Source organism: Streptomyces celluloflavus (assembly GCA_000720995.1).
Lineage (GTDB): Bacteria > Actinomycetota > Actinomycetes > Streptomycetales > Streptomycetaceae > Streptomyces > Streptomyces celluloflavus.
In genome coordinates this window covers 93,152-107,432 of sequence record JOEL01000010.1, presented here as the reverse complement: position 1 = coordinate 107,432, position 14,281 = coordinate 93,152, and the positions used below count along the sequence as shown (strand labels likewise).

The following is a 14,281-nucleotide window of genomic DNA, read 5'->3' as shown; positions in this document are numbered from 1 at the left end:
TTCCTGCGAGCCGTACCGAGGGACATGAACACTCCGATCGTGCCCCAACATCCGCGAGGCATCCGGCATTCCCCCGCCATCCGGGGGAATGCCGGGACACCCCTGTCAGGGACCGTCCGCGTGTTCGCGCCCCGGCCCGTAGGGGCCGGCTCAGGACGTACGGACCACCAGCGCCGTGGCGACCGCGGCCAGCCCCTCCGCGCGGCCGGTCAGCCCCAGCCCGTCCGACGTCGTCCCGGACACCGAGACCGGTGCGCCGACGGCCGCGGACAGCGCCCGCTGCGCCTCGTCCCGCCGCTTGCCGACCTTCGGGCGGACGCCGATGACCTGCACCGCGACATTGCCGATCGCGAAGCCCTCGGCCCGGACGATGCGCGCGGCCTCGGCCAGCAGCGTCACCCCGGAGGCGCCGGACCACTCGGGGCGGTCGGTGCCGAAGTGCGCGCCGAGGTCGCCGACACCGGCCGCCGAGAACAGCGCGTCGCAGGCGGCGTGCGCGGCCACATCGCCGTCGCTGTGGCCGGCCAGGCCGTACTCCTCGCCCTCCCACCGCAGTCCCGCACACCACAGCTCGCGGCCCCGCTCGAAGGCGTGCACATCCGTACCGATGCCGACGAGCGGGATACCGGGTACTCCCGGCGCTCCCCCGGCCCCGGGTGCGGTCGGCTCAGACATAGCCATCGGTGGCCCTCCTGCGGGCGAGAACGGACTCGGCCAGGACCAGGTCCAGCGGCCGGGTCACCTTGAACGCTTCCTCATGGCCGGGGACGACCACGACGGGGGCCCCGAGCCGCTCGACGAGCCCGGCGTCATCGGTGGCGCCCTCGCCCTCCACGCGCGTGTCGTGAGCCTTGACCAGGGTCTCCCGGTCGAAGCCCTGCGGGGTCTGCACGGCGCGCAGCAGGGCCCGCTCCGGGGTGCCGACCACCGGTTCCGGGGTGCCCTGCGGCTGCGGCTCGACCTGCTTGACGGTGTCCGCGAGCGGCAGCGCGGGGACGACGGCGGGGGCGCCGGCCCGGACGGCGGCGATCACCGTGTCGACCGTGTCCACGGGGACCAGCGGGCGCGCCGCGTCGTGCACCAGCACGACGTCGACCGCCTCCGGGAGCGCCGCCAGCCCGAGCCGGACGGATTCCTGGCGGGTCGCGCCGCCGGGGACCACCACGAGGTCGGTGCGGTCGGTGAGCGGATGCTCGTCGAGGAGGTGGCGGACCTCGGCGGCGCCGTCCGGCGGGGCGACCACGACGATGAGGGAGACGGCCCGCGAGGCGGCCATCGCGCGGACGGCGTGCACCAGCATGGGGGTGCCGCCCAGTGCGCGCAGTGCCTTGGGGGCGCCGGGGCCGAGCCGGACGCCGCGGCCGGCGGCGGGGATCACGGCGGCGGTGCGGACCGGGCGGGAGGGATCTGGTTCTGGCATCTAGCTCTCCGGAATCCGGGACGTCCCCGGAATTGGCGCAGAAAGGTTTGTTTGCTCTGCGGAGATGGGTATGGCCTCAGCGTGCCGGGCGCGCCGCCTTGACCAGCCCCTTCCGTGACACTGGTCGAGACAGCTGCCCGAGCCCGGCGTGCCGCGGGCGCGTACGCGCCACCGGCATGCGCGGCGGGCGATGCGGCCGAAGGCGGGCCGTGGAGGGCACGCCCGGTGCCGCTTCCCTCTCGGCCTCGGCCGTGTGGGACGCCGTGGACCGCGGACACCGGGGATGGCGACCGGCCGCAGATATGCCGCAGCGCCCGGCAACAGACCACTCCAATGAGGAGACGGTCGTCACTCGGGCACCGCGGCATTGCTGTGTTGCGTCAAGGCTGTGTTGAATCACGCTCAGTTGCATCACGCGCTGAGGTTGCATCGAGCACTGAGATCGAAACTTCAGCACGACGCCGAGCCGGGCACGGCGTCGTCAGGAGGCGAGGACCTCGTCGAGCAGGGCCTCTGCCTTGTCTTCGTTGGTGTTCTCCGCGAGGGCGAGCTCGCTCACCAGGATCTGGCGTGCCTTGGCGAGCATCCTCTTCTCACCGGCGGAGAGTCCGCGCTCACGCTCACGACGCCACAGGTCGCGAACTACTTCGGCAACCTTGATCACGTCACCGGAAGCGAGCTTCTCCAGATTTGCCTTGTAGTGCCGGGACCAGTTCGTCGGCTCTTCGGCATACGGTGCGCGAAGCACCTCGAAGACCCGGTCCAGTCCGTCCTGGCCAACCACGTCGCGTACGCCGACGAACTCCGCATTGTCCGCTGGCACACGAACAGTCAAGTCGCCCTGGGCGACCTTCAGCACCAAGTAGGTCTTGTCCACGCCTTTGATCTGGCGAGTTTCGATGGCCTCGATCAGCGCGGCCCCGTGATGGGGATAGACCACGGTGTCGCCAACCTTGAACGTCATGTGACAGGTACCCCTTCCGTGGCTATCCATGCTAACACGGGAACGGGCCGTTCTGAATGGCGTTTTCGCAGGTCAGGGCATATCTCGGGGCTTGACAACAGCAGCCGGAACGTGCTGCGAGGGGCTGTCCGGCACGGGTATTCGCAGGTCGGAGGGGCTTCACAGGTGAGCGGAAACCCGCCCGCCGCACGCCGGGAACGCGCCGACCGGCAGACCGAACGTCCCGTTTTGCGGTGATCCGTATGAGCGACTTCCGCTGCTCCGTTCGGTTGGTCGAGGACGGCTCCGACTCGTTTCTTGAATTGATCACCGTCCGGCGACAGAGGAACGTGATCAATTTCCGGGAGGTGCGCGCATTCCCTGCGAATACCTTTATTCACCGGGGATACCGCTGGCCACATGCGAACACTCTCTTGTCGAATATTCCCTCCATCTTCTCCGGGCGCGCCGCGGAAGGCATCCGGAAGACCTTCGCGCAACGGACCGGGGTCGGGAGCCGGGTCGGGAGCGGCACCGGGAACGCCATCGCGGACAGGTGCGGGAGCGAGAGCAGGAGCGGACGGGGAACGCGCCCCGGGCGGGGTCCTGGCTGGTGCCCGGTTCCCCGGCCCCGCCCGGCCGCCCGTCGGCGGGCCGGCCAGGGGCTCGCGGGGGCGTGATCGCGCTGGAGGCGGGTCGGGTGCGGTGGCCCGGCGGCGGCTCGGTAACCTAGCGGCGCTGACACACCCTTAGGGCGGCTTTACGCACCTGTCGTCATGACACGTACGCAACGGCCGTCCCAGGAGTCCATCCGCGCGACCGGGCACGACGTTCGGCCGCCGTAGCTCGTCAAGGAGATGCCGCCGCCGTGAGCCGCAGCCTTCGACGCGGCGTCCTCGCCGCTTCCGCCCTCTCGCTCTCGATCGCCACGCTCTCCGCGTGCGGGGCCGGGAACGACGCCCAGACGCTGGACATCAAGCCCGACAACGCGGCGACCGCCGTGGGCGACATCAAGGTCCAGAACGCCTCCGTGGTCACCCAGCCCGACCCGGCCTCCAAGGGCCCGGCGGCGATCAACGTGACGGTGTTCAACAACGGCACCAAGGACCAGCAGCTCACCGCGATCACCGTGGTGGGCACCGGCAAGAGCGCCAAGCTGGCGCCGTCCGCCGCGGGCGCCGCGGGTCCGATCACCGTGCCGGCCGGCGGTTCCGTCGTGATCGGCGGCCAGGGCAACCCCTCGGCCGTCCTGCCGAGCAGCCGCGAGGCCGTCCAGGACGGCAACGCGCAGATCCTCTCGTTCGACTTCAGCGCGACCGGCAAGGTGGAGCTGAACGCGTACGTCGTCCCGGCGAAGGGCGCCTTCGAGAGCTACGGCCCCACCGAGCAGCCCTCCCCCTCGGGCACGCCGTCCCCCGGCTCCTCGGAGTCGGGCGCGCCGTCCGGCTCCGGGACCCCGTCCGGTGAGGCGTCGCACACCGGTCACTGACCGCGCGGCCCGCGCAGCCGTCCCCGTACGTACGCGTCAGGGGCGCCCGTCCGAATCCGGAGGGGCGCCCCTGACGTGTATCCGGCCGGTCAGCGGCCGGCCGCGGTTTACGGCTCGAACTTGTAGCCCAGGCCGCGGACCGTGACGAGATAGCGCGGTGCGCCCGGGTCGGGCTCGATCTTGGCGCGCAGCCGCTTGACGTGCACGTCCAGGGTCTTGGTGTCGCCCACGTAGTCGGCGCCCCAGACCCGGTCGATGAGCTGCATACGGGTCAGCACCCGGCCGGCGTTGCGCAGCAGCATCTCCAGGAGGTCGAACTCCTTGAGCGGCAGATCGACCTTGCCGCCGCCGACCGTGACGACGTGGCGGTCCACGTCCATCCGGACCGGGCCGGCCTCCAGGGCCTGCGGGGCGACCTCCTCCGGCTCGCCGCGGCGGCGCAGCACGGCGCGGATGCGGGCGACCAGTTCGCGGGAGGAGAAGGGCTTGGTGACGTAGTCGTCGGCTCCTATTTCGAGGCCGACCACCTTGTCGATCTCGCTGTCCTTGGCGGTCACCATGATGACCGGGACGTTGGAGCGGCCGCGCAGCTGGCGGCAGACCTCGGTGCCGGGCAGGCCCGGCAGCATCAGGTCCAGCAGCACCAGATCGGCGCCGTTGCGTTCGAACTCGTCCAGTCCGTCGGGGCCCGTAGCCGCGATGGCGACCTCGAAACCCTCCTTGCGGAGCATGTACGACAGTGCGTCGCTGAACGATTCCTCGTCCTCGACGACGAGCACTCGGGTCACGGAAGGACCTCCGGGGCGGGATGGGCGGGGAGCGGTTCGTTGAAGGTCTCGTACGGGCGGTCCTCGTCGTCGAGGGCCTCCGGAGCGAGATCGGCGGGCTGCGCGCGGTCGCGTACAGCACCGGCTTCCGGGAGACGCAGGGTGAAGGTGGAGCCCTGTCCTTCAGCGCTCCAGACCGTGACCTCCCCGCCGTGCGAGGCGGCCACGTGTTTGACGATGGCGAGGCCGAGGCCGGTCCCGCCGGTGGCGCGCGAACGCGCCGGGTCCACTCGGTAGAACCGCTCGAAGACGCGGTCCCGGTCCTTCTCGGATATCCCGATGCCCTGGTCGGTCACCGCGATCTCGATGAGGTCGCCGCGCGGGGTGGGCACCCGGCGGCCGGCGATCCCGACGCGGGTGCGCGCCGGGGAGTAGTTGACGGCGTTCTCGACGAGATTGCCGAGCGCCGCGGCAAGCTGGCCGCGGTTTCCCCATACGTGCAGGTCGGCGGTGCCCCCGGCGGCCATGGTGATCTGTTTGGCACCGGCCTGCTGGCGGCAGCGGTCGATCGCCTCGGCGACCAGCTCGTCCACCCGCACCGGCTCGGCGTCCTCCAGCGGATCGTCGTTCTGGACCCGGGAGAGGTCGATGAGCTCCTGGACGAGGTTGGTGAGGCGGGTGGCCTCGATCTGCATCCGGCCGGCGAAGCGGGTGACGGCCTCGGGGTCCTCGCTGGCGTCCGTCACGGCCTCGGAGAGCAGGGAGAGGGCGCCGACCGGGGTCTTGAGCTCATGGCTGACGTTGGCCACGAAGTCGCGGCGGACCGCCTCTATGCGGCGGGCCTCGGTGAGGTCCTCGACCAGCAGCAGGACGAGCCGGGAGCCGAGCGGGGCGACCCGGGCGGAGACGGCGAGGGCTTCCCCGCGGCCGGTGCCGCGGCGCGGCAGGTCCAGCTCGACCTGGCGTATCTCACCGTCCCTGCGGGTGTCCCGGGCCATCTTCATCATCGGCTCGACGGCGAGCTTGCCGCCGCGGACCAGCCCGAGGGCGTACGCCGCGGAGCTGGCCTTGACGACGGCGTCGGCCTCGTCCAGGACCACGGCGGAGGAGCGCAGCACCGACAGCACGGTGTCCACGCCGGGGGGCAGCACGGCGTCGGTGTGCAGGGAGGTCCGCGTGGGCTTGGCCTGATCGCGCTCGCTCCAGCGGAACGCCAGCATGGCGAAGACGCCGGTGCACAACCCGGCGATCGCTGCCACTGCGGCGACGGCCGCGTCCACGTTCATGACCCCAGGTTATGCGCCGGGTCGGACACTTCCCCAGCCGTGCGGGTCTCTGCTCGAACACCCGTCGCCCAGAATTCACCGTGGCGTCGGTGCCGGTTCACTCCCGAGCGCCGTACGGGGCCCGTGGCCGCCGTTCGGGTGCCGCCCCGGGAGCGCTCCGGGGCCGGCGGGGATACCCCTGTGGCGGGGCGGAACTCCTGGGGCGCGACCGGTCGGACCGTACGCCTGGGCTCCGAGCAGCGCTCATGTCGCCCAGAGTTCACCTTCACGACGGCGGTGATTCACCCCCGATGGCACCGCAGGTCGCGATGGCCCCGCACTGTGAGGGTGCGGGTGACGGATCGATCCCGCACCGGCGCGTGGCCGCAAGCCCGGGGCGACCCCCTGGCGACGCGGTCTCCGGGACCACGGCCCTCGGGCCCACGGCCTGGGGCACCACGGGCCCCCGGTCCGCGGGATCTGCGGATCCGGGGCCCGCGGACCGCACCGCTCCGGGGAGAGCCTCCCCCGCCCCGGGGCACGAGGTCTACGGAGTACCGGCCGCGCGGCCCCAGCCCGTGGGAACGTGGGGACACGGGAACAGAACACCCGTTCGCCATCCCCCTTCCCACACCACCACTCGATGCGAGAGAAGGTCACTGATGCGGGACGCGTACCACGAGGAGCTGGATTCGATCGGCGAGGGACTGGTCGAGATGGCCCGGCTCGTCGGCTCCGCGATCGGGCGCGCCACCACGGCGATACTCGACGCGGACCTCAAGCTGGCCGAGAACGTGATCGCCGCCGACGAGAAGGTCGACGACCTCCAGCGCGCTCTGGAGGCCCGTGCGATCACCCTGCTGGCGCGGCAGCAGCCGGTCGCCACCGACCTGCGGATCGTCGTCACCTCGCTGCGGATGAGCGCCGACCTGGAGCGCTCCGGCGACCTGGCCCAGCACGTGGCCAAGCTGGCCCGGCTGCGCTTCCCGCAGACGGCCGTACCGCGCGATCTGCACGCCACCATCCTGGAGATGGGGCAGCTCGCGCAGCGCCTGATGGCCAAGGCCGGCGAGGTCATCATCACCAAGGACGTCGATCTGGCCCTCCAGCTGGAGCAGGACGACGACGCGATGGACATGCTGCACCGCACGCTCTTCCAGCACCTGATGGACGACCGCTGGCAGCACGGCATCGAGACGGCCGTGGACGTGACGCTGCTGGGCCGCTACTACGAGCGGTTCGCGGATCACGCGGTGTCGGTGGCCAAGCGGGTGGTCTACCTGGTGACCGGTGAGCACGCCGACGAGATCGCCCCGCCGACGGCGACGGCGGTGGACGGCGCGTGACGGCTGCGGGCGCCGTGTGACGGCGGCGGCCGCATGTGACGGGTGACGACGGCGGCGGGCGGCGGGTCGTGGGCGGCGCGTAGCGGTGTCGGACGGCACCCGGGCGTGCGGGGTGGTGCGTCGGCGCAAGGCGGGCGCGTGGCCGGGGCGGCGGCGCAGGGCGCGCGACCGCCCTGTCCGCACCACCGCGCGCCATTGACACGTGCTTCCGCGCGCCGTTGACGCGCCTCGTCACCCGGGCATCCAATGGCCCCAGGTTGACCCCTAGAGGAGGCAATTCATGGCACCCATGGCGGACTCCCCCCACCCCACACCCACGCCCCGCGCGGAGCCGACGGCGGTCGAGCGCCCCCGGCTCCCCCTGCTCGGCGCCTGCGGCTGCGGCCCCAGTTGCAGCTGCGGCTGCCAGTCCGGCGGGCCCTGCCAGTGCGGCGGCTCCTGCTAGCCACCGCTACGGACAACGGCACGGCACCGCACACCAGGTACGGCGCAACTGGCGCGGCACGACAGGAACACGGCGGCCCCGCCCGGCGAAAGCCGGACGGGGCCGCTGCGGTGTTTCCGGGGTACTTCCCGGGATGCTCCGGGGCGTCCTGCTTCTTTCTTGCCCTGGGTCTCTCAATCCGGCGTTGAAGGGCAGGAAGGAGCGGCGTAGCCGCCCGTTCTTCGGCGGCTCGCTGCGCTCGCGCGGCGCCGGCCGCTGTGCCTCTCGGGCATCGTCGCGGGCCCCGGTCCCCACCAGGCGAACGCTTTGTAGCGGGAACTTTTTGAATTTGCCCGGCTCAGCCCGGCTCAACGCACCGCCGGACGCCGCTGATGGAGCCGCGGGCGGTCTCTTCCGCTTTCCGCGCGCCTGCCGCGCGTCCAGGTCTTCCTCCCGCGCGCCAACCGCGCGGGTGCCGAGCACAAGCGCGCGCTGCCGCGCGGCCGGGGGCGTTTTCCACGGGCTGCCGCGCGGCAGCCCGTGGCCCTCGCTGAAGGATGCCCCCAGGGCGCTCACCACCGGACAGGTCCGGCTGGTCGGCGACGAACGGCGCAGGGGGGTGAAGCGCCTCGCTGGGTCTCTTTGGGGTGGTAGGAGGGGCAGGCGGTAGGTAGGAGGAGGTAGGTAGGCGCGCTGACCTGCGGCTTCTACCTTCCTACCTATTCCCTTGGGAGGGGGCCGGTGTGGAGCGAGGGGGAGGGGTTCGCGGCCCCCTCGACGGCCCTCTCGACGGGGGGCGAGCGGGCGGTTGTGGCGGGGCTGGGGAAAGGGGTGCCGGCGGGCGGTGGGCGGGGGGCGGGGGCTGCTTCCCCGGCCCCCCGACGGGGCCCGGCGGGCGGGCGTTCGGGGCCCTTCCCCGGTGGCGGGCGGGAGCTCCTTGAGCGGCCCTTTGTCGCCCGTCGATGCCCCCCGGTGAAGGGCCTCTGTTCCTCCGACGGTGCGGGGCTTCGCCGAACGGCCCCAGCGCCGCCGGCGGGTGGGCGCCCGAAGGTCGCCGCCCGAAGGGCGTCCTTGTCCGGTGCCACTGAACTTTGACCGGTGGCCGTCTGCTGGAGTCGGAGTGGGCGAGACGGAATCCGGAGTGGCTCGCGGACACGGCTGGCATATCGCGGACGGCCCGCACTCACCTCGGGTGGGTGCGGGCCGTCGCTGGGCGGCGCGGGTCAGCAGCTGGAAGCGGAGCTGATGCGGATCTTGTCGACCACTGCGTAGAACGTGGTGGTGTTGTCGGGCGGAGTGCACCACGTCTGGCCGTTAGTGAAGTGGGTGTACACGATGTCGTCGTGGCGGGTGTTCACCATCGTGGTGGCGCCTTTGCTGGCACCGAGGCCCTGCCAGCCGCTGGTGACATCCTTGAACTGGCCCGTCTTCGTGGAGCCCTTGTAGAAGCAGACGTACGGGTAGGAGCAGCCGGCGGCGACGGACTGCGGGGCAGCCGAGGCCAGCGGGGCGAAGGCTAGGCCGGAGCCCACTGCTACGGCGGCCACGGAGAAGGCGAGGCGCTTGCGAATGGTCATCGGGTCGGTTTCCTTCCCGGTCACGGGCCGGGTCTCCCCGTTGGATCCCCCGAATCGGCCCGTGGTGCGAGTCGGTGTGGCGTCGACTGGCTTGGCGCCACCCTGTAGGCCAGCAACCTACGGACGGCACCGGTGCCCGGGTAGACGGTCACCGGTCAAAGTTCAGTGGCAAACGGTCAAGGTTCAGTGGCACCGGACAGTCCTTCTTGTCGCTTGTCTTGTCGCTTGTCGTGGCGGGCGCTCTGACGGGGCCGTCCACGGGCCTTCCCCCCTTTGACCTGGTGGGCGACAAGCGACAAGACAAGGTGGTCGACAAGCGGGTGTGACGGTCGGAGGTGTCACACCCGTCACGGCCGGTGTGACGGTGCCCGGCTCTTCGGCGTTGACCTGCGTGACTCGGCGTCACGCCCCGCGTCACACCGGCCGTGACGCGGCCGCAGGGACGCACGGACCATCGGACCCGCCCAGGGCGCTGCTGCGGACATGCACAGCTACTGGGTGGGCGGCGGACTGAAGCCGACATGGACAGCGGCCAGTACATCGCCCCTCTCCGCTCCCGCACCGCGTTCCGGCAGTACGCAGAGAAGTGGCTACCGACCCAGGGTTCGGACCCGAACACCCAGGCGTCGATGGAGTCGCAGCTCCGGCTGCACGCGTTCCCTCATGTCGGGGCGCGTCCGCCGGGTTCCTTCCTGCCGGAGCATGTACGGGAGTGGGTGGCTGAGCTCGAAGAGAACGGCACCCGTGGGCCGTACGCTCGGACGCTCTACTCCAACGTGCGTTCCGTGCTGAGCGCGGCCGTGGACGACGGATACCTGAACCGCAATCCGTGCGCCGCCCGCACGGTCAAGCCGTCGGCCGTCGAGCGGAAGCGCGTCGTGCCGTGGACCGCCGAGCGCGCCGTCCGGGCCGCGCTCCCGGAGCGCTACCAGGCGATGCCCGACCTGGGTGCAGGCTGCGGGCTGCGACAGGGCGAAATCCTGGGGGTGCCCGAGGATGCCTTCGACTTCGAGGCCGATGTTCTCCACGTCGTACAGCAACTCAAGCTCAGTCGGAGCAAGCCCGTGTTCGCCCCTCCCAAAGGCGGGAAGCTGCGGGATGTGCCCCTCCCCGGCCCTGTGGCCGACGCGATGCGCACACATATCAAGCGCTTCCCACCGGTGGAGATCACCCTGCCGTGGAAGACGGCCGACGGCCCGAAGGCGACCAAGCGCCTGATCTTCACCGCCCCGATGGAGAACCGCGTATGGCGTACGTCACTCAAGGAGAAGGCGTGGAAACCCGCTCTCGTTGCCGCCGGGGTCATCCCCCAGCCTGAGACCAAGGAGGAGGGCTATGCGGCCGCTCGGGAGCACGGTATGCACGCGTTGCGACACTTCTACGCGTCGGCGCTGCTGGACGGCGGCGAGAGCGTCAAAGCCGTGAGTGGGTACCTGGGGAACAGCGACCCAGGGCTGACGCTCCGGGTCTACGCCCACCTCATGCCGAGCAGCCAGGAGCGCACCCGGAAGGCGATTGCCTCTGTCTACGGCCGGGGTCGGAATCCGAGCTGACGGCCCGCAGACGGCCCATGGGACGCCTCAGGCCCCCTATCCTCCGGGAAAACGGCAGGTAGGGGGCCTGAGCGAGGGGTGTTACTTCTTCTTACCCTGGTTCTTCACTGCCTCGATGGCGGCCTTGGCGGCCTCCGGGTCGAGGTAGGTGCCGCCCGGCTTGACGGGGCGGAAGTCCGCGTCCAGCTCGTAGGCGAGCGGGATGCCGGTGGGGATGTTCAGGCCGGCGATGTCCGCGTCGGAGATGCCGTCGAGGTGCTTGACCAGGGCGCGCAGGCTGTTGCCGTGGGCGGCGACCAGGACCGTGCGGCCGGCGACGAGGTCCGGGACGATGCCGTCGTACCAGTACGGCAGCATGCGGGTGACGACGTCCTTGAGGCACTCCGTGCGCGGGCGCAGCTCGCTGGGGATGTCGGCGTAGCGCGGGTCGTCGCTCTGGGAGAACTCGGAGCCGTCCTCCAGGGCGGGCGGCGGGGTGTCGTACGAGCGGCGCCAGAGCATGAACTGCTCCTCGCCGAACTCCGCGAGGGTCTGCGCCTTGTCCTTGCCCTGGAGCGCGCCGTAGTGGCGCTCGTTCAGGCGCCAGCTGCGGTGGACGGGGATCCAGTGGCGGTCGGCGGCCTCCAGGGCCAGCTGCGCGGTGCGGATCGCGCGCTTCTGGAGTGAGGTGTGCAGCACATCGGGGAGCAGACCGGCGTCCCTGAGCAGCTCTCCGCCGCGGACCGCCTCCTTCTCGCCCTTCTCGTTGAGGTTCACGTCCACCCAGCCGGTGAACAGGTTCTTGGCGTTCCACTCGCTCTCGCCGTGGCGGAGGAGGATCAGCTTGTACGGTGCGTCGGCCATGGCATCGAGCGTAATCGAGATCCGGACATACCCCGTCCGGGTGGGCCCCGGGGACCGCTACCGGGACCCGGCGGCGCGGGCGGCACGGGCGCGGGGCCGGGCGGCTCAGCCCGCCCAGTGTCCGGAGGTGAAGGCGACGGCGAAGACGGTGGCCAGCGGAGCCACGGCGCAGAGGTACGCGTTCTTGACCCAGGGGCGGCGCAGGCTCCAGGCGGCCAGCCCCGCCCACAGCGGCCACCACAGGAGGGTGGCCCGGGGGACGGACACGTACCAGTAGGAGGTGCCCAGGGCCCACAGGCTGAGGCCGATGTAGACGGCCTCGGACCAGCGGCGGCGCCACAGCAGCAGGCCGAGCAGGAGGACGCCGACGACCATGGCGGCGAGTTCGGCCTGGAACATCAGGGCGTATCCGGTGGTGTAGGTGCCGTCGAAGGCGGCGTTCCAGGTGTGGGCCCAGGCTTCCCACGGGGGGTGGAACGCACGGTTCCAGCCACGCTCCTGGGCGTGCTTCCAGGCCATCCAGTCGCCGGTCCGCGTGTGCAGGTACCAGGTGTAGAGCAGCGCGGGGAGCGCGGGCAGGGCCAGCCAGGGCAGCGACCACCAGGTGCGGCGACCGTCCCGGGCCAGGAGGAATTCGGCGGCCAGGGCGGCGGCGAGGAACAGACCGCTGACGCGGGTGGCGGTGGCGCCGGCGGCGAGGACCGCGGCCAGCGGCCAGCGGCCCCGCTTGGCCGCGAGCCAGGCGGGCAGGGCCAGCGCCAGGAAGAGGGATTCGGTGTAGCCGGCGGCGAGGAAGACCGTGCACGGCGAGAGCAGCAGGAAGAGCACCGCCCGTTCACCCGCGCCGGCCCCCGCGGACAGCCGGGCGATCCGGGCCAGCGCGAGCACCGCCACGGCGCCGGCGGCCAGCGAGATCAGCAGCCCGGCCACCACCCAGTCCGGCACGAGGAGGTGCAGGGCGCGCAGCACGAGCGGGAAACCGGGGAAGAACGCCTCGCGGTTGTCCGGGCGCCCGGAGTCGCTGTGCGCGGTGTCGAAGTAGCCGTACTCGGCTATGTGCTGGAAGTGCCCCCAGTCCCACTGGTCCCACCGGGAGAGCACCGTGGCCGGCTCGTGGGCGTCCGGGCCCGTGGCGAACACCCAGCCGGTGCAGTAGGCGGTGATCCACAGGCCGATGCGGGTGAGCAGGTACAGCTGGAGTACGAGCCGGTCGGTGGCGCCGAGCCGGTCGCCCAGGCGGGTGGCGAGGCGCCGGGGCCACCACCGGGACCGGCTCCGTCGGCGGAGCCGCCGCCACCGGGCCGCGGAAACACGGTCCGGCCGCGCGGTACGGGGCTCCTGTGGGGGCAGGCAGGGGCGCTGGCTGGTGCCGGGGGGTGCCACGGCCATGGCGGGAACTCCAATCGGGCGTGCGGGGCGGGCGGAACCGTCCGGCGGCACGCGTGGGGGGACGAGTGAGATCGACGAGTGAGGCCGTCGGGTGAGGCGTCGGCCCCGCCCGGGAAGGGGCGGGGCCGGTTCCGTCACCCGGGCGGGTCGGTGGCCGTGCCCGAGCCGAGCGGCGGGGACGTGGTCCGTACCGGGCCACCGGGCGGGGCGGTGGTGCCGTGCCCGGCCGGCGGGTCCGTCGTTTCCGGCCCGCCCGGCGGCACCGTCGTCCCCCGCCCGCCCGGCGGGAGCGTCGTCTCGCGGCCACTGGGCGGGACCGTGGTGGAGGTCCCGGTGGGGGGCCGGCCGGTGGCGTGCGGGGACGGTCCCGGGGAGGGCTCGGTGGCGGGCCCGACGCTCGCCGGGGATCCGTTCAGGGCTCCCGTGGCGACGGCGCCGCTCACCCCGCCGGCCAGGAGCAGGCCGGTGAGGGCGAGGGTGGCGATCCTGCGGCGCCGCACCCGCTCGCCGCGCGCGGTGATCGCCGAGACCGCGGCCGGGCTGCTCCCGTCCCGCGCGGTCGCGGCCAGGTGCTTGAGCGCGGCCGCCAGGGGGTCGTCGTGGTTCTCATGCACCGTGCGTCTCCTGGGCGTGAAGGTCCCCCAGGCGGCCGGCGAGTGCGGCCCGCCCGCGGGACAGATGCGTCTTGACCGTGCCGGTGGACAGGCCCGTCTCCCGAGCTATCCGCTCGACGGACAGATCGCAGACGTAGTGCAGGGTCACGGTCCTGCGCTGCTGCGGTGACAGGTCCTTCAGTGCCTGGACCAGTACGACCGAACCGGGGTCGGGAGCACTGACGGGCGGGGCGCCGCCGTGCCGCTGCCAGGCTTGCTCGGTGCGCCGGCGCACCTGCCGGCGCCGTGCGGCGAGCCGCCACGCCACCGTACGGATCCACGCCTCGGGCGCACCGTCCGCGGCCAGCTTCCCGCGCCGGCTCCAGCCCTTGACGAACGCTTCCTGCACGACGTCCTGCGCCTCGTGCAGATCGCCGAGCATGACGTACAGCTGTCCGGTGAGCCGTCTGACCGCGTGGGCATAGAACTCCTCGAATTCTTCGGCGGTCAATGACGTGCTCCCTCTGGTCGGTTCACCTTCTCTAGACCTGGGGGTACCCATCTGGTTGACATCGGAGGGGGACCGGTTTCGAAAAATCCTGCACACCGGGCCCTGTGCGCACGCCACCGGCCTGGCGCCACGGCCGGTCTCGGCTTCCTTCAAGGTGTCGC

General features: G+C 71.9%; 13 protein-coding genes and 1 pseudogene. 4 read left to right on the top strand and 10 right to left on the bottom strand.

Features of this window, described 5'->3' with window-relative positions; all coding sequences use genetic code 11:
- Positions 1-150: 150 nt before the first annotated feature.
- The 3 genes from ispF to IH09_RS11460 all read right to left on the bottom strand — a co-directional run bounded on the left by ispF (position 151) and on the right by IH09_RS11460 (position 2,384).
- On the bottom strand, positions 151-675 hold the full coding sequence (gene ispF, locus IH09_RS11470; RefSeq protein WP_110952218.1) for a 2-C-methyl-D-erythritol 2,4-cyclodiphosphate synthase: 525 nt from the start codon (positions 673-675) through the stop codon (positions 151-153).
- Positions 668-1,420, bottom strand: a complete 753-nt coding sequence (gene ispD, locus IH09_RS11465; protein WP_052856059.1) for a 2-C-methyl-D-erythritol 4-phosphate cytidylyltransferase — start codon at positions 1,418-1,420, stop codon at positions 668-670. Before ispD ends, ispF begins: the two co-directional genes overlap by 8 nt.
- A gap of 481 nt (positions 1,421-1,901) precedes the next feature.
- On the bottom strand, positions 1,902-2,384 hold the full coding sequence (locus tag IH09_RS11460; protein WP_052856058.1) for a CarD family transcriptional regulator: 483 nt from the start codon (positions 2,382-2,384) through the stop codon (positions 1,902-1,904).
- A gap of 847 nt (positions 2,385-3,231) precedes the next feature.
- Between IH09_RS11460 and IH09_RS11455 the strand changes: the two genes are divergently transcribed.
- Positions 3,232-3,852 (top strand): hypothetical protein, encoded by a 621-nt coding sequence (locus IH09_RS11455; protein WP_052856057.1) that lies wholly within the window; start codon positions 3,232-3,234, stop codon positions 3,850-3,852.
- Positions 3,853-3,959: 107 nt separating this feature from the next.
- Here the strand turns inward: IH09_RS11455 and IH09_RS11450 are convergent, their stop codons facing one another.
- Positions 3,960-4,640: a response regulator transcription factor gene (locus IH09_RS11450; protein WP_052856056.1), complete on the bottom strand. Its 681-nt coding sequence runs from the start codon at positions 4,638-4,640 to the stop codon at positions 3,960-3,962.
- Positions 4,637-5,905 carry a sensor histidine kinase gene (locus IH09_RS11445; protein ID WP_052856055.1) on the bottom strand — a complete coding sequence of 423 codons (1,269 nt, stop codon included), beginning with the start codon at positions 5,903-5,905 and terminating at the stop codon, positions 4,637-4,639. Before IH09_RS11445 ends, IH09_RS11450 begins: the two co-directional genes overlap by 4 nt.
- A 641-nt stretch (positions 5,906-6,546) precedes the next feature.
- Between IH09_RS11445 and phoU the strand changes: the two genes are divergently transcribed.
- Together phoU and IH09_RS38960 are read left to right on the top strand one after the other, a co-directional pair.
- A complete protein-coding gene (gene phoU / locus IH09_RS11440; protein WP_052856054.1) occupies positions 6,547-7,230 on the top strand; it encodes a phosphate signaling complex protein PhoU in 684 nt (227 codons plus the stop codon).
- Positions 7,231-7,510: 280 nt separating this feature from the next.
- Complete coding sequence (locus IH09_RS38960) at positions 7,511-7,675, top strand: hypothetical protein (RefSeq protein ID WP_172450911.1); 165 nt, start codon at positions 7,511-7,513, stop codon at positions 7,673-7,675.
- A gap of 1,202 nt (positions 7,676-8,877) precedes the next feature.
- On the opposite strand, the gene IH09_RS11435 is transcribed toward IH09_RS38960, so the two are convergent.
- On the bottom strand, positions 8,878-9,231 hold the full coding sequence (locus tag IH09_RS11435; protein ID WP_052856053.1) for a hypothetical protein: 354 nt from the start codon (positions 9,229-9,231) through the stop codon (positions 8,878-8,880).
- Between the two features lie 509 nt (positions 9,232-9,740).
- Between IH09_RS11435 and IH09_RS11430 the strand changes: the two are divergent.
- A pseudogene (locus tag IH09_RS11430) lies at positions 9,741-10,784 on the top strand (site-specific integrase); the annotation flags it as partial.
- A gap of 81 nt (positions 10,785-10,865) precedes the next feature.
- Here the strand turns inward: IH09_RS11430 and IH09_RS11425 are convergent.
- The 4 genes from IH09_RS11425 to IH09_RS11410 form a co-directional block, all read right to left on the bottom strand.
- Entirely contained in the window at positions 10,866-11,627 is a 762-nt protein-coding gene (locus IH09_RS11425; protein WP_052856052.1) for a phosphoglyceromutase, read from the bottom strand.
- A 105-nt stretch (positions 11,628-11,732) separates the two neighbouring features.
- Positions 11,733-13,016 carry a glycosyltransferase family 39 protein gene (locus tag IH09_RS11420; protein ID WP_110952216.1) on the bottom strand — a complete coding sequence of 428 codons (1,284 nt, stop codon included), beginning with the start codon at positions 13,014-13,016 and terminating at the stop codon, positions 11,733-11,735.
- Between the two features lie 134 nt (positions 13,017-13,150).
- Positions 13,151-13,630, bottom strand: a complete 480-nt coding sequence (locus IH09_RS11415) for a hypothetical protein (protein WP_052856051.1) — start codon at positions 13,628-13,630, stop codon at positions 13,151-13,153.
- Entirely contained in the window at positions 13,623-14,120 is a 498-nt protein-coding gene (locus tag IH09_RS11410; protein ID WP_052856049.1) for a SigE family RNA polymerase sigma factor, read from the bottom strand. Before IH09_RS11410 ends, IH09_RS11415 begins: the two co-directional genes overlap by 8 nt.
- Between the last annotated feature and the right edge of the window lie 161 nt (positions 14,121-14,281).